The sequence below is a fragment of the Defluviimonas salinarum genome, from assembly GCF_026013545.1.
Classification (GTDB): domain Bacteria; phylum Pseudomonadota; class Alphaproteobacteria; order Rhodobacterales; family Rhodobacteraceae; genus Albidovulum; species Albidovulum salinarum.
The window spans coordinates 1-21,769 of record NZ_JAPDOG010000006.1 but is presented as its reverse complement, the minus strand read 5'-3'; the positions used below and the strand labels follow the sequence as shown (position 1 = coordinate 21,769).

The following is a 21,769-nucleotide window of genomic DNA, read 5'->3' as shown; positions in this document are numbered from 1 at the left end:
GGTCGTTTCTCCTTGTTGCGGTTCGTTTCGGGCGGTTGACCCGCCTCATTGTTTGTAAAGCGTTTCGGGCAGCCAGAGCGCGATCTCGGGGAAGGCGATGACGATCGCGAGGGCGAGGATCATCACCCCGACGAAGGGGATGATCGAGCGGTAGATGTCGGCGAGCGAGATCTCCGGCGGCGCCATCGCGCGCATCAGGAAGAGGTTGTAGCCGAAGGGCGGCGTCATGTAGGCGACCTGCGTGGTGATCGTGTACAGAACACCATACCAGATCAGGTCGAAGCCGAGCGCGTCGACCAGCGGCACATAGAGCGGCGCGACGATCACGAGCATCGCGGTGTCATCGAGGAAGGTGCCCATCAGGAGGAACGTGAGTTGCATGATGATGAGCACGGTCCAGCGGTTGAGGTGCAGGTCCTCGAGGAAAAGCCCCTTCAGCGCATCGACGGCGCGGAGCCCGTCGAAGATCGCGCCAAAGGCGAGCGCGGCGAGAATGATCCAGAGGAACATGCAGGAGATCGCCAGCGTGTGGCGGGCGGAGGTCTCGAACACGGCCCAGGTCATGCGGCCCTTGGCGACTGCGGCGAGCACTGCGGCGAGAGCGCCGATGACGGAGCTTTCCACGAGCCGGACATAGCCCGTCACGAAGGGCACCATCATCGCGAGGAAGATGGCGAGCGGCATCAAGCCCGCGCCGAGCAGGCGGATCTTCTCGGCCCGCGTGACCTCGGCGCGCTCCTCGCGCGACAGGACGGGGCCGAGCGAGGGCGTGATCTTGCAGCGGATCCAGATGTAGAGGATGAAGAGGCCCGCCATCATCAGCCCCGGCAACACGCCCGCTAGCCAGAGCTTGCCGACTGGCTGCCGCGCGATCATCGCGTAGAGGACGAGGACGACCGAGGGCGGAATGAGGATGCCCAAGCTGGAGCCCGCCTGGATCACGCCCGTCACCATCAGCTTGTCGTAGTTGCGGCGCAGAAGCTCGGGCAGCGCGATCGTCGCCCCGATGGCCATGCCCGCGACCGAGAGCCCGTTCATCGCCGAGATCAGCACCATGAGGAAGATCGTCCCGATCGCGAGCCCGCCGGGGACAGGACCGAACCAGACGTGGAACATCCGGTAGAGATCGTCGGCGAGGCGGCTTTCCGACAGCACATAGCCCATGAAGATGAACATCGGCAGCGTCATCAGGGGGAACCAGCCCATCAACTTGATCGACTGGGCAAAGGCGATGTCGTAACCGCCGCGGTCGCCCCAGAGCCAGAGTGCGGCCACGACGGCGACGAAGCCGATCATGCCGAACATGCGCTGGCCGGAGAACAGGAGGACCAGCATCGCGCCGAACATCGACATGGCAATCATGTTCGGGGTCATGACAGGTCCTCGCCGCGGAGTTTCGCCAGATCCTTGAAGAAGATCGAGGTGCATTGCAGGATCATCATCACGATGCCCACGCACATGACGGTCTTGACCGGCCACATGTAGGGCCGCCAGAGACCGCGCCGGGTCTCGCCCGTCTCGATCGCATAGGCGGTGCTCTCGACCGCGCCGTAGAGCAGGACCCCGAGGTAGAAGATCAGCCCGAGAATGGTGATCACGTCGACGAATGCCTTGGTACGGTCGCGCCAGCGGCTGTAGAAGAGGTCCATCCGGACCGCGCTGTCGAGTTGCAGCGAATAGGCGCCGCCGAGCATGAAATAACCCAGGAGCAGGAATTGCCCCATCTCGTCGGTCCAGATCGCCGGGGTGAATGCGGCGCGGGCGAAGGACGACCAGAGCATCACGCCCATCAGCACGAACAGGAGGTACATGGCAAAGCGCCCGACGCGGTAGTTGAAGGCGTCGACGTAGCGCACGAAGGTCCGGGTCCAGCTCGGCATGTCAGATCGCTGCCTTCCTGTTCGTGCCGGCGCCGATCCGCGCCAGCGCCGCGGCGAGCACCGGGGCAAGCCCGTCGGTCATCGCCGCGACGGCGAGATCGTCGGCCAGAAGATCGTTGCGGATTTCGAGCATGACGTGGTGCAGCCCGTAGGGCGTCGCCTGGAGCCGCAGCGTATGGGTCACGCCGTCGGCGGCGGAATAGGGTTCGTTCATGCGGCAGTCGAGCCCGGTGAGCGCCTTTGCCTCGGCGAGCACGGCCGTGGCGAAGGTCGGGTCGGCGTCGTGGATGACGCCGAGCTCGACGTTGCGGTGCTGGCCGAAATACACCGGCGTGAAGCTGTGGACGGTGACGATCACCGGGGGCTGGCCGGTGGCGAGCCGCCGGGCGATCTCGGCATGAAGGGCGGCGTGGAAGGGCAGGTAGATGGCTTCCGTGCGCCTGAGCCGCTCGGCTTCGGCAAGGTCCGCATTGCCGGGAATGTCATAGACCTCGCTTCTTTCCGCCATGGCGCCCGCCGCGTGGGGCGGGCGGTTCAGGTCGTAGACGAGCCGGGAGAGGTTGGCCGCGACCAGGGGCGCGTCGAGGGCCTTCGACAGCCCGCGCGCGAGGTTGAACGCGCCCGGATCCCACGCGATATGCGCCGACCGCGCCTCGGGCGTGAGACCGAGCGTCCCGAATGCCGCCGGGAAGTGGTTCGAGGCATGTTCGCAAACGATGAGAAATGGCCCGCGCGCCTCGCGGTTCTCGGTCATCACGACCGGAAGGGTCTTGGCTGTCGCCCCCGTCATCGTCCCGGAATCCTCCCCGACTCCCTGTTCAAGGCTCCTCCGATGACCGCGTTTCTGTCAAGATATTTTCTTGACTGTGGTCTCTGTTACGATCTTTACTTTCTCTGCCGGCAAGCGCCCGGCGCTGAGGGGGGGAGAACCGACGATGCCCGGCGCCGCAAAGACCGTCGAACAGCAGATCAGGGCGCGTTTCGACGGGCTGACGCGGGCCGAGCGGCAGCTCGCCTCGCACATCACGCGGCACTATCCGGTGGCGGTGCTGGGCTCGATCACGGCGCTCGCCAAGGGGGCCGAAGTCTCGACGCCGACGGTGGTGCGGCTGGTGCAGAAGCTCGGCTACAAGGGCTATCCGGATTTCCAGACGGTGGTGCGGGCAGAGGTGGAGGAGCGGCTGATCTCGCCCATCGCCAAGCATGACCGCTGGGCCGGCGGCGTGCCCGACACCCACATCCTCAACCGCTTCGCCGATGCCGTCGTGGGCAACCTGCAGGCCACGCTCGGCCAGATCGACCATGCCGAGTTCGATGCCGTCGCGGGGCTTATGGCCGACAAGAACCGCAAGATCTTCGCGATGGGCGGGCGGATCACCCATGCGATGGCGGATTACTTCGTCACCCACATGAAGGTCATCCGCCGCGACGTGGCGCTGATCTCCGACACATCGAACGCCTGGCCGCCCGCCCTGATCGACATGGGCCCTGGCGATGTGCTCCTCGCCTTCGACATCAGGCGCTACGAAAACAACGTGCTCACCCTCGTCGAGATGGCCGCCGATCAGGGCGCCGAGGTGGTGCTGATCACCGACCAGTGGGTCTCCCCCGCCGCCGAGCGGGCACGCTACCGGCTCTCGGCCCATATCGAGGCGCCCTCGGCCTGGGATTCGACCGTGGCGATCCAGGTTCTGGTCGAGACGCTGATGGCCGCGATCCAGAGCCTGACCTGGGAGGAGACGCAGGCGCGGATGAAGCGGCTGGAGGAGCTTTACGCAAGGGCCAGGTTCTTCCGCCGCTCCAAGTGAGCATGCCGCTGCGAAAGTCGGCGCCGGCGGATCATTCCGGTCTGGTTCACTGTCCCGCCGTTGATCCGCCATCGATCTGGAACGCGGCACCCGTCACGAAACGCGCGTCGTCCGACGCCATGTAGAGGATCGAGGTGGCGATTTCGCTGGGTGCCGCGATGCGCTTCAACGGCGCGTAGTCGATGAGCGCCCGTTCGGCCGCCAGCGGATCAGCGGCCCGGTCGATGCCATCACGGCGCACCATGTCGGTGTCGACGTAACCGGGGCAAACACAGTTCACCCGGACATCGGGCGCGAGTTCAAGCGCCATGGCGCGGGTCATGTTCACGACGCCGCCCTTCGACGCGCAATAGACGGTGCCACTCCCGACATCGCCCATGAGGCCGGCGTCCGAGGCGACATTGACGATATTGCCCTTGCTTTCGCGCAGCGCCCCGAGCGCCCAGCGTATGCAGAAGAACGTTCCCTTGAGGTTCACCGCGAGCATCTCGTCCCAAAAGGCCTCGTCGATCTCTTCGATGGGGCCTGAATCGCCGACACCCGCGCTGTTGACCAGCATGTCGAGCCCGCCAAGCCCCTCGATGGCCGCGTCGACGATCGCCTTGCATCCCGAGGCCGTCGCCACGTCTCCAGGAGCGGAGACGAGCCTCGCCCCGCTTCCCAACGCGGCAATCGCCGAGGACGTGGAGGCGGGCGTTCGGCCATTGACGGCAACCCTCGCGCCAGCTTCGAGGAACGCCTCGGCGGTCGCGCGGCCGATGCCCCGCGTTCCCCCGGTGACCAGCACGCGCTTGTCCGTGAAATCAAACCGCATCGCCGCCATCCCTATCTGAGGACCGGATGAGATTTTGTGACACGGTACGCCGCTCGCGACAACGTTGGAGCCGTGAGGCGGGGACGTGTCTCGACGCTTGCGGGTGTCGCGAAATGGCCAGCCGCGCCCAGATCCCGTCCCTCAGGTTGTCAGTGCGGGCGGGCGGTGACGCATTCCGGTCGCGGCGTTGAAGGCGATGGCGGCGAGAAGGACGGCGCCGCCGATGAAGGTGCCAGAACTCGCGCTTTCGCCGAGGACGAGCCAGACCCAGACCGGCGCCAGCATCACCTCGGCCATCGTGAGAAGCCCGAGTTCGGCCGCCTCCACGACCCGGCTGCCGGTGGTGTAGATTGCGAGCCCGAAGCCGAGGAGCGCCGCCCCCATCAGCATCGCGATGGCGATGGAGCGGGGGGGCAGGGCGAAGCTTTCGCCGCGGAGCGCGATGACCGCGCCCGCGACGATCACCGACAGCACGCCGCCGATCAGCACCGAGGGCAGCATGTTGGCGACCCGGCCCCAGCGGAGCGCGATGGTGAAGGCGGAGAACCCCGCCGCCGAGAAGAGTGCCGCGACATTGCCCCAGCCGGCGCCGATGGCAAGGCCCTCGCGGACCATCACGAACATGCCGATCCCGGCGAGCGCGATCGCGCCCCAGGTCGCGCGGCGGACCGGCTCCTTCAGGATCAGCCAGGCCATGACCGCGGTGAAGAGCGGTGCCGCGGCGAAGAGGAAGACGGCATTGGCGACAGTTGTCGACTGGATGGCGTAGATCGCGCCCGCGAAGGCGAAGACGAGCCCGAAGCCGCCGATAAAGCCGGGCCATCCCGCGGCACGGATGCGCTGGAACGGGCGCCCGCCGGAGCGGCAGGCGACGGTCAGAAAGAGCACCGGTGCCATGCCGAGCGAGCGGTAGAACAGCACCTGCCATGTCCCCGCATCGCCGAGCGAGCGGATCGCGAGCCCCATGAGCGACCACAGGACCGCCGCGAAGAGCACCAGCCCCACGCCCTTGCGATAGCTTACGACATGATCCATGTGCGCCTCCGTTTCCCCAAGTAAAGTGGGGAACGGCGGTGGCCATCGTCTGTTCCGATGCCGACGTACGGCGGCGTCGGTTTTCGCCCGTCAGGCCGCGCGCAGCCAGCCGGCGGAGAAGCGCACCTCCTGGCAGCCGGTGAAGCGTCCGAGCCGGGCAAGCTCGGCTTCGAGCCGGGCCAGCCGGCCCGCGCCCATCGCGATGCCCGCCTCGGGCCAGAAGGAGGTTACGGCGAGCACGCCCTCGGCGCGCAGGCATTTCGCGTCGATCCGGCCGATCAGCCGGTCGCGCTCCATCACCGGGAAGACATAGTAGCCAAAGCGGCGTTGCGGCTCGGGCACGAAGACCTCGATCCGGTAGTGAAAGCCGAAGAGCCGCTCGGCCCGTTTGCGGTCGCGCAGCGCGGGGTCGAAGGGCGAGAGGATGCGGATGCGGTTCGCCGGGGCGGGCAGCGCGGCGGCGGCGTCGTCGAGACCCGGCCGGGCGAGGCAGCGGCGCAGGCTGCCGTCATGGTTCTCGATCCGGACCTCGGCGATCTCACCCCGCGCCAGCGCGCGGTCGCACCAGTCCTTCGCCTCCTGCGGCGTCACCAGATCCCAGAACGCCCCGATCTCGCCCGAGGTGGCGAAGCCCAGCCGGTCGAGCGCGGCGCTGCAGGCCCAGTCCACGGTTGCGGCCTCGGCCGGTTCCGGCAGCCGGTGGGCGTCGGGCAGGACACGCTCGGTCAGGTCGTAGACCTTGGCGAAGTTGCGGCGGTGGCAGACGCAAAGCGCACCCGTCCGCCACAGATATTCCAGAGCGGTCTTCGAGGGATGCCATTCCCACCAGCCGCCCTTGCCGCGCTGCTCGTCGGTTCCGACCTCACCCGAGCCGCAGGGGCCGCGCGAGCGGACATGGTCCAGCACGTCCTCGACCTTGTCGTGGAACTCGGCGCCCTGCCACGCGGTCCAGCGGGCGTGCATGCGCTCGGCGTCGCGGCGGAAGCGGAGCCTCCAGTAGGGGAAGAACTCCGCCGGAATGACCGAGGCATCGTGGGTCCAGTGCTCGAAGAGCGCCCGGTCGCGTTCCAGAAGGCGCTTGAGATCCGCCGGCCGGTAGCTCTGGCGACGCGACCACAGGATCATGTGATGGGCGCGTTCGACCGTGTTGATGCTGTCCACCTGCACGAAGCCGAGCCGGTGGATCAGCGCCATCAGGGCCTCGCCCCGCGCCGGTCCGGAGGGCGGCTCCAGAAGCGCGTGACGGTCGAGAAAGAGCCGCCGCGCGCGCTCGTTGTCGAGGACCGGGGCGGTCATCGACCCCAGGTCCGGTCCAGCACCGCCAGCCAGTTCTCATGCGCCAGCTTGCGGATCAGCGCCTCGCCATAGCCGTGTGCCGCGAGCGCCTCGAGAAGCCGCGGCAGGCCGCGCGCATCGCCGATCGCCTCCGGCACCATCGCGCCGTCGAAATCCGATCCGAAGCCGACGTGGTCTTCGCCGAGATGCTCGATCAGGTGGTCGAGATGGCGCAGGACCGGGTCCCAGCCGTCGAAGGACGCGCGGCGGCCGTCGGGACGCAGGAACACGGTTGCGAAGTTGAGCCCGACCATGCCGCCGGAGGCACGGATCGCGGCGAGCTGGCGGTCGGTGAGGTTGCGGGTCGAGGGGGTGACCGCATGGGCGTTGGAATGGGTGGCGACGAGCGGCGCGCCGGAAAGCGCCGCGACATCGTCGAAGCCCTTCGCGTTCAGGTGGCTGAGGTCGATCAGGATGCGAAGCCGGTCGCATTCGGCCACGAGGCGCTTTCCCGCCTCGGTCAGGCCGGGGCCGGTGTCCGGTTCGCCGGGGAAGCGGAACGGGACGCCGTGGCCGAAGGCGGTGGGGCGCGACCAGACCGGGCCGAGCGATCTGAGCCCGGCGGCGTGCCAGAGATGCAGGGCGTCGAGATCCTCGCCGATCGGTTCGGCGCCCTCGAAATGCAGGATCGAGGCGATCCTTCCCGCCGCCATCGCGGCGCGGATATCATCGACCGAGCGGCAGATCGTGAGCGTTCCGGTGCGCTCCATCCACATCAAATGCCCGACCATCGCCGCCGCAACAGGCTGCGCGGCATCCGCGCCGACGGGTCCGGGCAGGGGCAGGTCGTAGGGCGGGGCATCCATCAGCGCGTCGAGGTCGAGCGAGGCCTCGGCGTCGGGCGAGGGGACATAGACCGCGAAGAAGCCCCCGGCGAGGCCGCCGGCCCGCATTCGCGGCAGGTCGAGATGGCCCTTGCCGTTTCCGGTGAGCCAGATCGCCTCGCGGTCGGCGGGCTCGCGCAGGAGCCTGAGGAGGAAATCGTTGTGGCCGTCGAAAACCGGAATCATGCTGCCTCGGCGCTGGGATGGATCCGGCCGCTCCGAGGCCGGACCCCGAGCCTCGCGCGAAGCGCGGCGAAGCGCAAGGCCGGCCGATCCGGACTTGACCGTACCGGGCGCGCCGGTCAGCCTGCGCCGAAACAGGGGGGCTCGCATGAAACTGGTGCGCTACGGGGCGAAGGGCGCGGAGAAGCCCGGTCTGATCGACGGCGAGGGGCGGGTGCGCGACCTCTCCGGTATTATCGCCGATGTCGCGGGAGAGGCGCTTCTGCCCGAAAACCTCGCGCGGCTCGCGGCCCTCGATCCCGCGGCGCTGCCGCTGGTCGAGGGCGTGCCACAGGCGGGGCTCCGGCTCGGTCCCTGCGTCGGCAGCACCGGCAAGTTCATCGCCATCGGGCTCAACTATGCCGACCATGCCGCCGAGGCCGGGATGAAGGTGCCGGAGGAACCGGTTATCTTCAACAAATGGACCTCGTGCATCAACGGGCCGGATGACGACGTGATCCTGCCGCGCGGCTCGCAGAAGACCGACTGGGAGGTCGAGCTTGGCGTCGTGATCGGCAAGGGCGGCGCCTATATCGATGAGGCCGATGCGCTTTCGCATGTCGCGGGTTATTGCGTCGTCAACGACGTGAGCGAGCGCGAATACCAGATCGAGCGCGGCGGCACCTGGGACAAGGGCAAGGGCTGCGACACGTTCGGGCCGATCGGGCCCTGGCTGGTGACGCCGGACCAGGCGGGCGATGTCGGCAATCTGAGGATGTGGCTGGAGATCGACGGGCAGCGCTGCCAGAACGGCGCGACGGCGACGATGGTGTTCAAGGTGCCGTTCCTCGTCGCCTATGTCAGCCGCTTCATGTCGCTCCAGCCGGGCGACGTGATCGCGACCGGGACACCGCCGGGTGTGGGCATGGGCCGCAAGCCGCCCGCCTATCTGAAGGGCGGCGAGGTGATGCGGCTGTCCGTCGAGGGGCTCGGCGTGCAGACCCAGCGGGTGGTGCGGGGCTGAGGTCACGCCGCCGCTTGTGGCCCGATCAATGGACCCGAAGGCCTGTCCCGGCCTATAGTGTCGCGGCCCGGCCGGGTGCTGCGCGCATCGGCGGGGCGAACGCCGGGGGGCGGTGATGCCGACGACCGTGGACCGATGGATGCCCGCACGGGCCGCGCTCTGCGCGGCCGCTTTCTGGGGTCTGGCCTCTGGTGCGCAGGCGCAGGAGTTCTTCACGCTCAAAGGTCACGGTGGTCCAGTCATGGGCATCGCGACCGGCACGGACGGGACGATCCTGACCGCGAGTTTCGACAATTCCGTGGGCCTCTGGCGCAGCGGCCGGCCGAGCTGGCTGGAAGGGCACAGGGCGGCCGTCAATACGGTCGCCGATCTCGGCGGCGGGCGCATCGCCTCGGCGGGCGACGACTTCACGGTCCGGGTCTGGGATACAGCGACCGGGGCGGGGCGCGAGCTCGGCCGGCACGCGGGAAAGGTCGTGCGGCTCGCGGTGACGCCGGACGGGCGGCGGATCGCCTCGGCAAGCTGGGACGGCACCGCGCGGATCTGGGATGTCTCGGGCGCGAGCGGTCCCGTCGTGATCGACGGGCACCGAAACAGCGTCACCGATGTCGCTTTCTCGTCCGACGGCGCGCGGCTCTACACCGCCTCGGCGGACGGCACGCTGCGGCTCTGGGACGCGGCGAGCGGCGCCGCGCTCGGCCAGCTCATTGCGCACGGGTTCGGCATCAACACACTCGTGGTGAACAAGGATGAGACCTGGCTCGCCTACGGTGCGGTCGATGGCGGCACCCGCATCCTGAAACTGCCCGGGGGCGAGGAACTGGCCGATTTCACGCTCGACCGGCGGCCGATCCTGGCGATGGCCTATCATGCAGGCTCGCAGCGGCTCGCCGCGGGCGATGCGCAGGGCTACATCATGGTCGTGGACACCGCCGCGTGGCGCATCGCCGACGACTTCCGCGCGACGCTGAAAGGTCCGGTCTGGGCGCTGGCCTTCGCGCCGGACGGAACGAACATCCATGCCGGCGGGCTCGACAGCGCGATGTACAGCTGGCCGCTTGACGATCTCGACGGGGTGCGGATCGAGGATTCCGGGCAGAGCTTTCTCACCCCGCCAGAGGAGATGCCGAACGGCGAGCGCCAGTTCCAGCGCAAGTGCTCGATCTGCCACGCGCTCGGCCCCGAGGGCGGGCGCCGCGCCGGGCCGACGCTTCACGGCCTCTTTGGCCGGCCCGCCGGGACGGTCGCGGGCTATGGCTATTCCGCGACGCTTGAAGGCTCCGACATCGTCTGGAGCGATGGCACGATCGACCGGCTCTTCGACCTCGGGCCCGATCGCTTCATCCCCGGATCGAAGATGCCGATGCAGAGGATCGCGGCCCCGGAAGACCGCGCCGACCTGATCGCGTTCCTGAAAGCGGCGACGGCGCCCGACTAGACGCGCCGCGCGCAGTCGTCAGGCCGGTTCCACAGCCCTGCGCGCGCCGATCATCGGGCCGGGGAAGTGGCAGGCCACCCCGTGGTCGCCGAGCGTCAGTTCCGGCACCTTGTCCGCGCAGCGGGCCTCGGCGCGCGGGCAGCGGGTGCGGAAGACGCAGCCCGACGGCGGCGAGAGCGGCGAGGGCAGGTCGCCTTCGAGCGGGATCATCACCTTCGCCCGCTCGGCGACCGGATCGGGGATCGGCACGGCCGAGAGAAGCGCCTGGGTATAGGGGTGCTGCGGCTCGGCATAGAGATCGCGGCTCGTCGCCACCTCCATCTCGCGGCCGAGATAAAGCACCATGACCCGGTCGGAGATATGCTTCACCACCGACAGGTCATGCGCGATGAAGATCATCGCGAGCCCGAGGTCGCGTTGCAGTTCCGCGAGAAGGTTGATCACCTGCGCCTGGATCGAGACGTCGAGGGCCGAGACCGGCTCGTCGCAGATGAGAAGTTTCGGCTCGACGATCAGCGCGCGGGCGATGCCGATCCGCTGGCACTGGCCGCCGGAGAATTCGTGCGGGTAGCGGTTGATCTGGTTCGGGAGAAGCCCCACCCGGTCCATCATCTTCTTGACGCGGGTCTTGACCTCCTCGCGGTCGAGGTCGGGCTTGTGGACCTTGAGCGGCTCGGCGATGATCTGGCCCACGGTCATGCGCGGATTGAGGCTCGCGAGCGGATCCTGGAACACCATCTGGATATCGGCGCGGTATTTCAGCATCTCGCGCCGCGAGAGCGACAGGAGGTCGGTCTTGCCCTGCCAGACCGCCCTGCCGGTCGCCGGCACCATCTGGATCAGCGCGCGGGCGAGCGTGGACTTGCCGCAGCCCGACTCGCCGACGACGCCGAGGGTTTCGCCGGGGAAAAGCTCAAAATTCACGCCCGAGACGGCATGGAGAAGCCGGGGCTTCGTCCAGGGCATGTCGCCCGCGCGTTTCAGTTCGAAGGTGACGCGCAGGTCTTCGACGCGAAGCAGCGGTTCGGTCATGCAAGCTCCTCCAGCGTGCGGTTGCAGGCGCGCCAGCGGTCGGGCGCGAACTCGGTGAGGGCGGCAAGGTGGTCGCGGCAGTCGTCGGCCGCGAAGTCGCAGCGCGGCGCGAAGGGGCAGCCTCTCGGCGCGTTCGTCATGTTGGGCGGGCTGCCGGGGATCGAGTCGAGATCCTCGCCCTCGTGGTCGACCCGCGGGATCGCCCGGAGGAGGCCGCGCGTATAGGGGTGGGTCGGGGTCTGGAACAAGGGATCGACCGGGCTTTGCTCCATCACCTGGCCACCATAGAGCACCAGCACGTCCTCGCAGAACCCTGCCACCACGCCGAGGTCGTGGGTGATGAGGATTGTCGCCATGCCGAAATCGCGCTGGAGATCGGCGAGCAGCGTCATGATCTGCGCCTGCACGGTCACGTCGAGCGCGGTCGTCGGTTCGTCCGCGATCAGCAGTTCCGGCCGGCAAAGGAGCGACATCGCGATCATCACCCGCTGCCGCATCCCGCCCGAAAACTCGTGCGGATAGAGGCCGACGCGGCCCTTGGCGTCGGGAATCTTCACCGCATCGAGCATGTGCACGGCTTCCTGGACCGCTTCGGACTTGCCCATGCCCTTGTGGTGGATCAGCACCTCGGCCATCTGGTCGGCGACCCGCATGTAGGGGTTGAGCGAGGTCATCGGGTCCTGGAAGACCATCGCGATCTTGTTGGCGCGGATCGGGTTGATGACATGGGGCGGCGCGTTCAGGATTTCCCGACCGTCGAACATCACCGATCCCGTCGCCCGGCCGTTCTTCGCGAGAAGCCCCATGATCGCGAACGAGAGCTGGCTCTTGCCGGAGCCGCTTTCGCCGACGATGCCGAGCGTCTCGCCCTTGTCGAGGGTGAAGTTCACCCCGTTCACCGCGTTCACGGTGCCATCGGGCGTCGCGAAACTGACGCCGAGGTCGCGGACTTCGAGTAGTGCCATGTCAGCGGTCCTTCGGGTCGAGCGCGTCGCGCAGGCCGTCGCCGACGAAGAAGAAGGCGAAGAGCGTGATGATGAAGAAGAAGAGCGGGAAGGCGAGCTGCCAGAGCGTGCCGTAGTTGATCGTGCCCGCGCCCTCGGAGATCAGCGCACCCCAACTTGTGAGCGGTTCCTGCACGCCGAGGCCGAGGAAAGAGATGAAGCTCTCGGTCAGGATCATCAGCGGCACGAGGAGCGTCGCGTAGACCGCAACGACGCCAAGGAGGTTCGGCACGATGTGGCGCCAGATGATGGTGAAGCTCGGAACCCCGGTGGCCTGCGCGGCCTCGATGAATTCCTTGTGCTTGAGGCTGAGCGTCTGGCCACGGACGATCCGGCTCATGTCGAGCCAGGAGATGAGGCCGATGCCGATGAAGAGCATGGCGATCGAACGGCCGAACATCACGAGGAGCAGGATCAGCACGAACATGTAGGGAATCGACATCAGGATATCGACGGTGCGCATCATGATATTGTCGACGCGGCCGCCGACATAGCCCGCCGTGGCGCCGTAGAGTGTGCCGACGACGACCGCGATCAGCGAGCCGACGATGCCGACCATGAGCGAGATCCGCGTGCCCTGTACCGTGCGCGCGAAGAGGTCGCGGCCAAGGTCGTCGGTGCCGAAATAATGGCCGTTCGAGAGCGACGGCCCGCCGAGATCGGCCACCTGGCCCATCACCGAGAAGTCGAGCTCCTCGTTCGACCAGGCGGCGACGTAATTGCCGAAGATCGCGAAGAGGCCGATCAGGAACAGGATGACCAGCCCCACGACGGCGGCCTTGTTGCGCAGGAACCGGTGGCGGGCATCGGCCCAGAGCGAGCGGCCCTTGACCTCTTCGGCCGCGAGCCGGTCGCTCAGGCTCTTCATCTTGATTGTGTCTACGACCATGGCTCAGTACCGGATCTTCGGGTCGATCCAGGCGTAGAGGATGTCGACCACGAGGTTGAAGAGGATGGTGAGCGCGCCGACGAGGATCGTGACCCCCATCATCACCGCGTAGTCGCGGTTGAGCGCGCTGTCGACGAAGGCCTTCCCGATGCCGCCGGTGGAAAAGTAGATGTCCACGACGACCGACCCGGTGATCATCGTCACGAAGGCCGGTCCGAGATAGGAGATCACCGGCAGCATCGCCGGCTTCAGCGCATGGCGCAGGATCACCTTGCGTTCGGGCAGGCCCTTTGCGCGGGCGGTGCGGATGTGATTGGAGTTCAGCACTTCCAGCATCGACGACCGGGTGATCCGCGCGATCGAGGCCATGAATGAGGTCGAGAGCGCGACGACGGGCATGATGATGTATTGCCATTCGCCGCCTTCCCAGCCGCCGCCCGGAAGCCAGCGTAGCCAGAGCGTGAAGACGAGAACGAGGATCGGCGCCATGACGAAGTTCGGCAGCACCTGCGCCCCGATCGAGACGCCGACGGCGAGGTAGTCGAGCCAGGTATTGTGCCGGATCGCGGCGGCGACGCCGAGCGAGACGCCGACGAGGACCGCTAGGGCGAAGGACAGAGAGCCGTAGGTCAGCGTGACCGGGAAGCCCTGCGCGATGATCTCGTTCACGGTACGGTCCTTGTAGATGAAGGACGGGCCGAAATCGAAATGCGCGACGATGCCCCAGACATAGTTCGCCATCTGACGCCAGAGCGGCTGGTCGAGCCCGTACTTGGCCTCGAGATTGGCCAGCACCTGCGGCGGCAGCGCGCGTTCCTGCGTGAACGGGCCGCCGGGCGCGGCGTGCATCAGGAGGAACGAGATGATGATGAGCAACAGAAGCGTCGGCACCGCGATGGCCAGGCGCTTGGCGATATAGGAAAGCATGGGTCCGGATCCCGCCGAAAGGTGAGGGCGCGCCCGGTCAGGACGCGCCCCGGATGCCGCCTTTAGTTGGCGACGCGGTACATGTCCTTGACGTACCAGTTCTGCATCAGGTTGTTGAGGCTCATGCCGCGCATGTCGGGCTTGATCATCTCAACCTCGGTGTACTGGTAGATCGGCGCGAAGGGCATTTCGGCGGCGAGGATCTGCTCTGCCTCCTTGTAGAGCGGGGCCGGGTTCTCGGCCGTCTTGGAGTCCTTCAGCAGCTTGTCGTAGTCCGCAGACAGGAACTTGCCGTTGTTGTGACCGGAGTACGAGGTGAAGAGGTCGAGATAGGTCGAGGCTTCGTTGTAGTCACCGCACCAGGCGTAGCGTGCGATCTCGAAGTCCTGGTTCTGCATCTTGTCGGTGTGAACCTTCCACTCCATGTTGTTGAGCGTGAGGTTGACGCCGATCCCCTTCCAGAACTGCTGCACCGCGATCGCGATCTTCTTGTGCGCTTCCGAGGTGTTGTAGTTCAGCGTCAGGTCGAGCGGGTTGTCCGGGCCGTAGCCGGCCTCGGCGAGAAGCTCCTTCGCCTTGGCGAGACGGTCGGCCTGGCTCCAGGACGCATAGTCGATCTCCGGCATCTCGAAGCCGTCGGTCGAGGCATGGGTCCAGTTGTAGGACGGCGCCTGCCCGCCCTGCAGGACGTTGTTGACGATGATGTCGCGGTCGATGGCGTAGGACAGCGCCTTGCGGACGTTGACATCCTTCAGCGCCTCCGGCCCCTTCGCCTCGTCGAGGTTGAACATGTAGATGTAGGAGCAGGACTGCGGGACCGAATTGGCCTCGTCCGGAAGCTCCGCCTCGAGCCGCGGATACTGGCCGGCCGGGACGTCGGTGCGGTCAAGCTCACCGGCGAGATAGCGCGTGAGCGCCGCGTTCTCGTCGTTGATGGTGAGCGCGGTGGCCTTGGTGATGATGGTCTTGGCGTCGTCCCAGTACATCGGGTTGCGCTCCATCACGACCTTCTCGCCGAGGATGTGCTCCTTCAGCACGTAGGCGCCATTGCCGACCAGATTGCCGGCATCCGTCCACTTGTCGCCATGGGCCTCGACGACCTTCTGGTTGACGGGGAAGGTCGAGGCGTGGGTCAGCATCTTCGGGAAAAACGGGAGCGGCGCGGTGATCTTCACCTCGAGGGTGTGATCGTCCACGGCCTTGACGCCGAGTTCGTCAACCGGCTTCTCGCCGGCGACGACCTCGGAGGCGTTCACGACCTGCATGAGCTCCATGTACCAGGCGTATTCCGAGGCGGTCGCGGGATCCGCGAGGCGCTTCCAGGCATAGACGAAGTCGTTCGCGGTGACCGGATCGCCGTTCGACCACTTGGCGTTGTCGCGCAGGTGGAAGGTGTAAGTTGTCTTGTCGTCGGAAAGCTCGTGGGACGTGGCCACGCCCGGCACGAGACCGCCGACCTGATCCTCGTTGTAGAGGCCTTCGAAGAGCGAGCGCATGATGCCCGCGCCATCGACATCGGTGTTGATCTGCGGATCCATCGACTTGATCGCGTCGAGGACCCGGTAGGTGTATTCCTGGTTCTCTGCGAGGGTGTCGCCGGGCTGGACCTCGGCGGCGAAGGCCGGAAGGGCGAGGCTGAGGCCGAGGGCGGTGGTGAGAAGCAACTTGTTCATCTTGTGAACGCCTCCTGCTGTTGGTCGTTTGTTTTTCTGCGCTTTGCGCGCAAGGTGGCAAAAGCCTAGTCGGCGCGTACAGCCGCACAAGATCAATGCGCCGGTACGAAACAGGTACGTTGCGTCAACTTGCCGGAGCTTCCGGTCACTTCGCCGGAACGGCCCTGCATCCGGTAGGGCGCCGCCCAAGAAATGCCTTGTGTGACCGAACAATAGTAATGCTCAGGCGCCGCACCGGCAAACATTATTGCGCCGCCTCGCCCGGCCGAATCGCGGCTCGACCCGCTTGACCGGAGGCACCGACACGCTCAGGGTCGGCCCGACTGGAGGACCTTATGAAGCCAGAGCACCCCGAGACCACCGCCCCCGAGGACGCCGAAGCCCGCCGCGCCGTCCGCCCGGTGATCTGCTATCCGCCCGACACCTTGCCCGTCCCCGACATGGCGCGCTTTCGCGCCCTGCGTGCCGGGCTCGCGCCCATCGGAGAGGTTTTGGTCCCGCCGCGCGAAGCGGCCTGTTTTCGCGTCCCGGCCGGGCATGTCTTCCGCATCCAGTCGGTGGAGGGGCCGCAGGTCGGCGACCTCAATCTCTGGAACGCGGGCGACCTCTCGGAACGCTTCTATTCCGGCAAGACGCGGGCGCTCCACGGCACGCACCTGTCCACCGGCGACCGCATGTGGTCCTCCTTCCCTCATCTCAGGCCGATGGCGACGATCATCCATGACACGCTCGACTGGTACGGATTCGACGACTTCGGCGGCGCGGTCCATGACGTGATCGGAACGCGCTGTGATCCCTATACTCACAACCTCCTCAGCCACGGCGGCCAGTACCACCATTGCTGCCACTCGAACCTCACCCGCGCGCTGGCCGCCGAGACCGGCCTGTCGCTCCGCGAGGCCGAGGCGCATGTCCACGATGTCCTCAATGTCTTCATGTGCACCGGCTTCACCCGCGATACCGGCCAGTATTTCATGAAGGCCTCGCCCGTGCGCCCCGGCGACTACATCGAGTTCTTCGCCGAGATCGACCTTCTCGGGGCCCTCTCGGCCTGTCCGGGCGGCGACTGCTCGGCCCAGCATTCCTCCGATGCCGCCGCCTGTCATCCGCTCCGGGTGGAGATCCTCCGGCCCGACCCGGCGGCGCTGGCAGGATGGGCCGGGCCAGAGCCCAATGGCTACGACCGCAGCCACGGCCTCTGACTTCATCTTGCCGAAAATATCCCGGGGTCGTCCATTGGTGCGCCATTGGTTCGAGCACCGTTGGATGACGGGCGGCGCCCCGGTCCTTACGTCGTCACATAGTGCAGCCCGGTAAATCCGCGCCGCAACGCCGCCACCTCGCCTGCGAGCGTCGACGGATCATTCGCCCGAAGCCCCGCCGCGATCAGCCGCGCAAGCTCGCCCGCATCGGCCTCGGTCACGCCGCGGCGCACCAGTTCCGGCGTGCCGATCCGGAGCCCGTTCAGGTCGCCCGGCACGTCGGCGAGCGGCAGGCCGATGCCGCAGGCGAGGAACCCGGCCTTCCGCAACAGCTTCGACGCCGCCTGGCCGCCGCCGAAGGCGGCCGCCTCGACCGCGAACTGGTGCGAAGTGGTGTGGCCGCGCGCCGCGGCGAAGACCGGCAGCCCCTCCGCGGCAAGAGCTTCGGCCAGCGCCCGCGCGACAGCGATCATCTTCGCCGCATAGGCGGAGCCGAAGTCGCGCCAGTCCAGTAGCGTCAGCGCCAGCGCCGCCACCCTCCCGGCGTCGAAATTCGCGGTCATGCCGGGAAAGGCGATCGCGTCGAGCCGCTCGGCGATCTCCGCAGCGTTCGTCACGATCAGCCCTCCCGCCGGGCCGCCGAGGCTCTTGTAGGTCGACATCGTCATCAGATGCGCGCCCTCCGCGAGCGGGTTCTTCCAGGCGCGGCCGGCGATGATCCCGCATTGATGCGCGGCATCGAACATGACCTTCGCGCCGACCTCGTCGGCGATGGCGCGAACCTCGGCCACGGGATGCTCGAAGAGGTTGAGCGAGCCGCCCACCGTGATGAGCTTTGGCTTCACCTGCCGCGCCAGCGCGCGGAGCCCGTCGAGATCGAGCGTGTAGCCGTCCACATCGACCGGCGCGGCATGGGTGACGAGCCCGTAGAGCCCGGCGCAACCAGCGCCGTGATGGGTGACATGGCCGCCGACGGATGCGGGCGGCGCGATGATCGCGTCGCCGGGCTTCGTCAGCGCCATGAAGCCGTAGAGGTTGGCCATCGCGCCCGAGAACACCCGGATCTCGGCGTAGCGCGCTCCGAAGACCTCGGCGGCAAGCTCGGCGCAGATGACCTCGATCTCCTCGATCGCCTCCAGCCCCATCTCGTACTTGTCGCCGGGATAGCCGAGCGAGGGGCGGGTGCCGAGCCCCCGCGCCAGCACCGCCTCGGCGGCCGGGTTCATGACATTGGTCGCGGGGTTGAGGTTGAAGCAGTCGCGGTCGTGGATCTCGGTATTGCGCGCGATCAGCCCGTCGATCCGGGCCGCGACCTCGGCCGACGGCGCGGCGGTCGCCTCGGCATGGCGCTGGATCAGCGCCTCGCAGGCGGCGGGAACCCAGGGGCGATGGGCGAGATGGGCCATGATGTGTCTCCTTGTGACTGAAGCCAGTCGAGCAGAGCGGCCTTGCCCGCGCAAACCAGATTTGCGAGAATTTAGGCGTAGATAAAATGAGTCTCAGATGCCGGTCGCGCCGCCCCGCCCGAACGCCCCGCCGCTCAACGCGCTCCGCGCCTTCGAGGCGGCGGCACGGCTCGGCGGCTTCGCGGCGGCGGCCGAGGAACTGGGCGTCACGCCGGGTGCGGTCGCCGCCCATGTGAAGGCGCTGGAGGACGGGCTTGGCGCGGCGCTCTTCGAACGCCATGCGAAGGGCGTGCGGCTCTCGGCACTTGGGCACCGGGTGCTGCCGGAGTTCACCGAGGCTTTCGACCGTCTCGGCCTCGCGGTGCAGGCGCTCCGGGCCGAGGCGGCGCCAGGCACCGTCCATATCGCGACCCTGCCGGCGATCGCGCAGCTCTGGCTCTCGCCGCGGCTGCCGGCGCTCCGCGCCGCGGCGCCCGCGATCACCATCTCCATCACCGCGATGGAGGAGCCGCCGGACCTGAAGCGCGCGCCCTTCGACCTCAACCTTTTCTACCGGCCCGAGGGCGAGGGCAGGGTGCTCGCGCCCGACGAGATCTTCCCGGTCTGCGCCCCGTCGCTGGCCGCGCGGCTCGCCCGGCCGGAAGACCTCGCCGATGTGCCGTGCCTCACCGACAGCGTATGGGCGGAGGACTGGCGCATCTGGGCTGAGGCCGCCTTGCCCGGGGCGGGTTTCGCGCCGGAGGGGCCGGTATTCTCGCTCTATGCGCTGGCGGTCGAGGAGGCCGTGAACGGCGCGGGCGTTCTCATGGGGCACGGCGCGCTGGTGGCGCGGCATCTGGAAAGCGGGGCGCTCGTCGCACCGTTCGGGCCGCGGCTGCGGCTTGGGCGCGACCTTTCCCTCTGGTCCGCGCGGCCGCATCGACCCGGCAGCCCGGCGGCGCGGGTGGCCGACTGGCTGGCGCGGCCCGGTGGCTGACGCCCCGCCGCCGGTTCAGCCGAAGGCCGCCCCGAGCGCGATCTCGACCATGTCGCCGAAGCTGCGTTCCCGGTCTTCGGAGGGCAGCGCCTCATGGGTGAGGAGGTGGTCCGACACCGTGAGCACCGCAAGCGCGCGGGCGCCGTGTCGCGCGGCGACGGTGTAGAGCTCGGCCGCCTCCATCTCGACGGCGAGCACGCCGTGGCGGGCCAGCATCTCGGTCAGGTCGGGGCGTTCGTCGTAGAAGACGTCGGCCGAATAGATGCCGCCGACATGGATGCGCGTCCCCTTCGCCCGCGCCGCCGCGACGGCGCGTTCGAGAAGGCCGAAATCGGCCGCGGGCGCGAACTGCATCTCCTTGAAGAAGCCGCGCGAGGGGGTGGAGATGGTCGAGGCGGTCATCGCGATCACCACGTCGCGCAGATTCACCGTGTCGAGCATCGCCCCGGCCGAGCCGATCCGGATCAGCGTCTTCGCGCCATATTCCCTAATGAGTTCGTTGGCATAGATCGACAGCGACGGCATCCCCATGCCGGAGCCCTGGATCGTCACCCGGTGGCCGTTCCAGGTGCCGGTGAAGCCCAGCATGCCGCGCACCTGGTTGACGCAGACCGCGTCCTTGAGGAACGTCTCCGCCGCCCATTTCGCCCGGTAGGGATCGCCCGGCATCAGTACGGTTTCGGCGATCTCGCCGGGTTTCGCGCCGATATGGATTGTCATGGAGCCCTCGCCGGTTTGGTGCCCGCGAAGTATAGGCTCGGGTTGCGGGAAGGTTAATGGGGTGCGTGTCTTCGGCCGCAGGGAGGGTGGCAAGAGGTTGGATTTGCTTGAAAATCTGCGTGTGAAATGCGTCCCGCATCCGTCGGGTCTGCGTATGGCATCCGTCCCTACACGTGCGATATCAGGTGAGGGATGAGGTGCCGGGCCTGCGGGACGTTTGGAAACCTATACTCGGCGAGCTTCCTGCCTATGATTTGGAGGCCCATTCGGACACGACCGCCCATCCCAAAGCGTTGGTTCCGCAACAGCTAATTACCGAGACTTGTCCAGCCGCAGATGACATGCATGAGCGGGATACGGGCGAGGTGCAACAAGAGCATCCGGCCAGAGTTCCTTTCTGTGCGATACCTGATGCATCGGCTAGCGCATATTGCGGCTTTGCCGGCGGGCTTATCGTATGCCTTGGAGGCGTTAATGACGCCCGGTCCAGATCAAAGTCGTCGGAAACCGGAAATATGTCGCCCTCAAGTACGGTGCCCCAGATGCCGATGTCCTTGATCTTGTCCGGTTCTACTTCGAATGGGTCTTCTTCAAGAATTGTGAAGTTTGCAAACTTGCCGGGAGCGATAGAGCCAATCTCTGCCTCCAAACGTAGGGATTGGGCGGCATCAATGGTCACTGCCCGCAGAGCATCTTCAACGGACAATCGGTGTTCAGGGCCCGCGACGCGGCCAGATACAGTTGTACGGTTCACGCCAGCCCAGACCAGAAATAGCGGCTCGCCTGGAGCCATCGGTACGTCAGAGTGGAAAGAGATCGGGGTGCCGTTGGCTTTGATCGGGCCAAGGGGAACGATGTCGTCTGCACGTTCTTGTCCAAGTCCAAGCTCGCTATATCGATCTGACAACGCCGTTACGTAATACGGGTTTCCGCTGACGATGCAGCCCAGTTCGGCGATCCGGTCTGCCTGATCTTCACGGGCATATCCGAAGTGGACAAGCGTGGTGCGGTGATCTGCGCGCGGCATCCGGCGCATGTTTCGTTCGACGGCGTCCAGGATCATATCAACGGCAAGGTCACCCGTCTGATGAACATGGATCTGATAGCCTGCCGCCCAATAAGCATCGAAAACAGGGTTGAAGTTGTCCGGCTGCATGATCCACTCACCGTGGAAATCGCCGCCCACATATGGCTCCGACATCTGCATCGCCAAACTGTAGACTGCTACATCGGCGAAGAGCTTCACCTGCTTGGGCATGAACGCCGTCTTGCCCTTACCCCAATCCAACAACTTTTCGGTTTCCTCAATCATCGTGCCGCGTTGGAAGTGCATGGCGGCCAACGATTTCCCATCAGCTATGAAATACGTCCGAAGTGGAGCGTCGGGACCCGAAAAGACGGTGTTGGTCGCGTCTTGGAGTGGTCGAGACAAAACGCCTCCAGGTTCAGCGGCGACGGTGACGCCAGCGCGGTGCATATACTCCCTGGTGAGACGAAGACCCGCCCCTAGGGTCAGGACCCATTGATCTGCTTGAAGCTGCCGCCGCCGGGTGATTCAAGGCTCCAGACTGACGGGGTTGATGATGAGCAATCTTTTCTGGCTGACGGACGAGCAGATGG

Annotated in this window: 20 protein-coding genes; 5 read left to right on the top strand and 15 right to left on the bottom strand. The window is 66.8% G+C overall.

What is annotated here, in order from left to right; translation table 11 throughout:
• Window positions 1-45: 45 nt before the first annotated feature.
• Genes OM960_RS08305 through OM960_RS08295 form a run of 3 tightly spaced genes read right to left on the bottom strand, consistent with a single transcriptional unit; the run spans window position 46 to window position 2,670 of the window.
• Entirely contained in the window at window positions 46-1,374 is a 1,329-nt protein-coding gene (locus OM960_RS08305; protein WP_263333907.1) for a TRAP transporter large permease, read from the bottom strand.
• Complete coding sequence (locus OM960_RS08300) at window positions 1,371-1,880, bottom strand: TRAP transporter small permease subunit (protein WP_263333905.1); 510 nt, start codon at window positions 1,878-1,880, stop codon at window positions 1,371-1,373. The genes OM960_RS08305 and OM960_RS08300 overlap by 4 nt, the downstream gene beginning before the upstream one ends.
• A 1-nt stretch (window position 1,881) precedes the next feature.
• The gene (locus tag OM960_RS08295) at window positions 1,882-2,670 is read right to left on the bottom strand and encodes an N-formylglutamate amidohydrolase (protein WP_264771640.1); all 789 of its coding nucleotides are present in this window, start codon (window positions 2,668-2,670) and stop codon (window positions 1,882-1,884) included.
• Window positions 2,671-2,815: 145 nt separating this feature from the next.
• Here OM960_RS08295 and OM960_RS08290 point away from each other — a divergent pair, with 145 nt between their 5' ends.
• Window positions 2,816-3,688 (top strand): MurR/RpiR family transcriptional regulator, encoded by an 873-nt coding sequence (locus OM960_RS08290; protein ID WP_263333901.1) that lies wholly within the window; start codon window positions 2,816-2,818, stop codon window positions 3,686-3,688.
• A gap of 46 nt (window positions 3,689-3,734) precedes the next feature.
• On the opposite strand, the gene OM960_RS08285 is transcribed toward OM960_RS08290, so the two are convergent.
• The 4 genes from OM960_RS08285 to OM960_RS08270 all read right to left on the bottom strand — a co-directional run bounded on the left by OM960_RS08285 (window position 3,735) and on the right by OM960_RS08270 (window position 7,882).
• On the bottom strand, window positions 3,735-4,502 hold the full coding sequence (locus tag OM960_RS08285; RefSeq protein WP_263333900.1) for an SDR family NAD(P)-dependent oxidoreductase: 768 nt from the start codon (window positions 4,500-4,502) through the stop codon (window positions 3,735-3,737).
• A gap of 141 nt (window positions 4,503-4,643) precedes the next feature.
• The gene (locus OM960_RS08280; RefSeq protein ID WP_264771639.1) at window positions 4,644-5,537 is read right to left on the bottom strand and encodes a DMT family transporter; all 894 of its coding nucleotides are present in this window, start codon (window positions 5,535-5,537) and stop codon (window positions 4,644-4,646) included.
• A gap of 90 nt (window positions 5,538-5,627) precedes the next feature.
• Window positions 5,628-6,833, bottom strand: coding sequence for a winged helix-turn-helix domain-containing protein (locus OM960_RS08275; protein ID WP_264771638.1), 1,206 nt, complete (start codon window positions 6,831-6,833; stop codon window positions 5,628-5,630).
• Window positions 6,830-7,882 carry a dipeptidase gene (locus OM960_RS08270; protein ID WP_264771637.1) on the bottom strand — a complete coding sequence of 351 codons (1,053 nt, stop codon included), beginning with the start codon at window positions 7,880-7,882 and terminating at the stop codon, window positions 6,830-6,832. Before OM960_RS08270 ends, OM960_RS08275 begins: the two co-directional genes overlap by 4 nt.
• A gap of 145 nt (window positions 7,883-8,027) precedes the next feature.
• Here OM960_RS08270 and OM960_RS08265 point away from each other — a divergent pair, with 145 nt between their 5' ends.
• The gene (locus OM960_RS08265; RefSeq protein WP_263333893.1) at window positions 8,028-8,882 is read left to right on the top strand and encodes a fumarylacetoacetate hydrolase family protein; all 855 of its coding nucleotides are present in this window, start codon (window positions 8,028-8,030) and stop codon (window positions 8,880-8,882) included.
• A 115-nt stretch (window positions 8,883-8,997) separates the two neighbouring features.
• Window positions 8,998-10,320 carry a c-type cytochrome gene (locus tag OM960_RS08260; RefSeq protein WP_264771636.1) on the top strand — a complete coding sequence of 441 codons (1,323 nt, stop codon included), beginning with the start codon at window positions 8,998-9,000 and terminating at the stop codon, window positions 10,318-10,320.
• An 18-nt stretch (window positions 10,321-10,338) separates the two neighbouring features.
• Here OM960_RS08260 and OM960_RS08255 read toward each other — a convergent pair whose 3' ends face one another.
• The 5 genes from OM960_RS08255 to OM960_RS08235 all read right to left on the bottom strand — a co-directional run bounded on the left by OM960_RS08255 (window position 10,339) and on the right by OM960_RS08235 (window position 15,845).
• Complete coding sequence (locus OM960_RS08255; RefSeq protein ID WP_263333889.1) at window positions 10,339-11,352, bottom strand: oligopeptide/dipeptide ABC transporter ATP-binding protein; 1,014 nt, start codon at window positions 11,350-11,352, stop codon at window positions 10,339-10,341.
• Window positions 11,349-12,317: an oligopeptide/dipeptide ABC transporter ATP-binding protein gene (locus OM960_RS08250; protein WP_263333887.1), complete on the bottom strand. Its 969-nt coding sequence runs from the start codon at window positions 12,315-12,317 to the stop codon at window positions 11,349-11,351. Before OM960_RS08250 ends, OM960_RS08255 begins: the two co-directional genes overlap by 4 nt.
• Before the next feature lies 1 nt (window position 12,318).
• Window positions 12,319-13,245 (bottom strand): ABC transporter permease subunit, encoded by a 927-nt coding sequence (locus OM960_RS08245; RefSeq protein ID WP_264771635.1) that lies wholly within the window; start codon window positions 13,243-13,245, stop codon window positions 12,319-12,321.
• A gap of 3 nt (window positions 13,246-13,248) precedes the next feature.
• Window positions 13,249-14,172: an oligopeptide ABC transporter permease OppB gene (gene oppB / locus OM960_RS08240; RefSeq protein ID WP_263333884.1), complete on the bottom strand. Its 924-nt coding sequence runs from the start codon at window positions 14,170-14,172 to the stop codon at window positions 13,249-13,251.
• 62 nt (window positions 14,173-14,234) lie between these two features.
• Window positions 14,235-15,845 carry a peptide ABC transporter substrate-binding protein gene (locus OM960_RS08235; protein ID WP_263333882.1) on the bottom strand — a complete coding sequence of 537 codons (1,611 nt, stop codon included), beginning with the start codon at window positions 15,843-15,845 and terminating at the stop codon, window positions 14,235-14,237.
• A gap of 335 nt (window positions 15,846-16,180) precedes the next feature.
• On the opposite strand from OM960_RS08235, the gene OM960_RS08230 reads away from it, so the two are divergent.
• Window positions 16,181-17,047 carry an urea carboxylase-associated family protein gene (locus OM960_RS08230; protein WP_263333880.1) on the top strand — a complete coding sequence of 289 codons (867 nt, stop codon included), beginning with the start codon at window positions 16,181-16,183 and terminating at the stop codon, window positions 17,045-17,047.
• Window positions 17,048-17,133: 86 nt separating this feature from the next.
• Here OM960_RS08230 and glyA read toward each other — a convergent pair whose 3' ends face one another.
• On the bottom strand, window positions 17,134-18,453 hold the full coding sequence (gene glyA / locus OM960_RS08225; RefSeq protein WP_264771634.1) for a serine hydroxymethyltransferase: 1,320 nt from the start codon (window positions 18,451-18,453) through the stop codon (window positions 17,134-17,136).
• 97 nt (window positions 18,454-18,550) lie between these two features.
• On the opposite strand from glyA, the gene OM960_RS08220 reads away from it, so the two are divergent.
• The gene (locus OM960_RS08220) at window positions 18,551-19,429 is read left to right on the top strand and encodes a LysR family transcriptional regulator (RefSeq protein WP_263333877.1); all 879 of its coding nucleotides are present in this window, start codon (window positions 18,551-18,553) and stop codon (window positions 19,427-19,429) included.
• 15 nt (window positions 19,430-19,444) lie between these two features.
• Here OM960_RS08220 and deoD read toward each other — a convergent pair whose 3' ends face one another.
• Together deoD and OM960_RS08210 are read right to left on the bottom strand one after the other, a co-directional pair.
• Window positions 19,445-20,149, bottom strand: a complete 705-nt coding sequence (deoD, locus tag OM960_RS08215) for a purine-nucleoside phosphorylase (protein ID WP_264771633.1) — start codon at window positions 20,147-20,149, stop codon at window positions 19,445-19,447.
• Window positions 20,150-20,396: 247 nt separating this feature from the next.
• Window positions 20,397-21,626, bottom strand: coding sequence for an amidohydrolase (locus tag OM960_RS08210; protein WP_264771632.1), 1,230 nt, complete (start codon window positions 21,624-21,626; stop codon window positions 20,397-20,399).
• Between the last annotated feature and the right edge of the window lie 143 nt (window positions 21,627-21,769).

What these genes read in the sequence shown, in the direction of transcription:
- deoD (WP_264771633.1), bottom strand. Translation starts at nt 20,149, where the DNA reads ATGACAATCCATATCGGCGCGAAACCCGGCGAGATCGCCGAAACCGTA.
- OM960_RS08220 (WP_263333877.1), top strand. Translation starts at nt 18,551, where the DNA reads ATGCCGGTCGCGCCGCCCCGCCCGAACGCCCCGCCGCTCAACGCGCTC.
- OM960_RS08255 (WP_263333889.1), bottom strand. Translation starts at nt 11,352, where the DNA reads ATGACCGAACCGCTGCTTCGCGTCGAAGACCTGCGCGTCACCTTCGAA.
- OM960_RS08210 (WP_264771632.1), bottom strand. Translation starts at nt 21,626, where the DNA reads ATGCACCGCGCTGGCGTCACCGTCGCCGCTGAACCTGGAGGCGTTTTG.
- OM960_RS08285 (WP_263333900.1), bottom strand. Translation starts at nt 4,502, where the DNA reads ATGCGGTTTGATTTCACGGACAAGCGCGTGCTGGTCACCGGGGGAACG.
- OM960_RS08270 (WP_264771637.1), bottom strand. Translation starts at nt 7,882, where the DNA reads ATGATTCCGGTTTTCGACGGCCACAACGATTTCCTCCTCAGGCTCCTG.
- OM960_RS08265 (WP_263333893.1), top strand. Translation starts at nt 8,028, where the DNA reads ATGAAACTGGTGCGCTACGGGGCGAAGGGCGCGGAGAAGCCCGGTCTG.
- OM960_RS08250 (WP_263333887.1), bottom strand. Translation starts at nt 12,317, where the DNA reads ATGGCACTACTCGAAGTCCGCGACCTCGGCGTCAGTTTCGCGACGCCC.
- OM960_RS08275 (WP_264771638.1), bottom strand. Translation starts at nt 6,833, where the DNA reads ATGACCGCCCCGGTCCTCGACAACGAGCGCGCGCGGCGGCTCTTTCTC.
- OM960_RS08300 (WP_263333905.1), bottom strand. Translation starts at nt 1,880, where the DNA reads ATGCCGAGCTGGACCCGGACCTTCGTGCGCTACGTCGACGCCTTCAAC.
- oppB (WP_263333884.1), bottom strand. Translation starts at nt 14,172, where the DNA reads ATGCTTTCCTATATCGCCAAGCGCCTGGCCATCGCGGTGCCGACGCTT.
- OM960_RS08280 (WP_264771639.1), bottom strand. Translation starts at nt 5,537, where the DNA reads ATGGATCATGTCGTAAGCTATCGCAAGGGCGTGGGGCTGGTGCTCTTC.
- OM960_RS08305 (WP_263333907.1), bottom strand. Translation starts at nt 1,374, where the DNA reads ATGACCCCGAACATGATTGCCATGTCGATGTTCGGCGCGATGCTGGTC.
- OM960_RS08235 (WP_263333882.1), bottom strand. Translation starts at nt 15,845, where the DNA reads ATGAACAAGTTGCTTCTCACCACCGCCCTCGGCCTCAGCCTCGCCCTT.
- OM960_RS08260 (WP_264771636.1), top strand. Translation starts at nt 8,998, where the DNA reads ATGCCGACGACCGTGGACCGATGGATGCCCGCACGGGCCGCGCTCTGC.
- OM960_RS08290 (WP_263333901.1), top strand. Translation starts at nt 2,816, where the DNA reads ATGCCCGGCGCCGCAAAGACCGTCGAACAGCAGATCAGGGCGCGTTTC.
- OM960_RS08295 (WP_264771640.1), bottom strand. Translation starts at nt 2,670, where the DNA reads ATGACGGGGGCGACAGCCAAGACCCTTCCGGTCGTGATGACCGAGAAC.
- OM960_RS08245 (WP_264771635.1), bottom strand. Translation starts at nt 13,245, where the DNA reads ATGGTCGTAGACACAATCAAGATGAAGAGCCTGAGCGACCGGCTCGCG.
- OM960_RS08230 (WP_263333880.1), top strand. Translation starts at nt 16,181, where the DNA reads ATGAAGCCAGAGCACCCCGAGACCACCGCCCCCGAGGACGCCGAAGCC.
- glyA (WP_264771634.1), bottom strand. Translation starts at nt 18,453, where the DNA reads ATGGCCCATCTCGCCCATCGCCCCTGGGTTCCCGCCGCCTGCGAGGCG.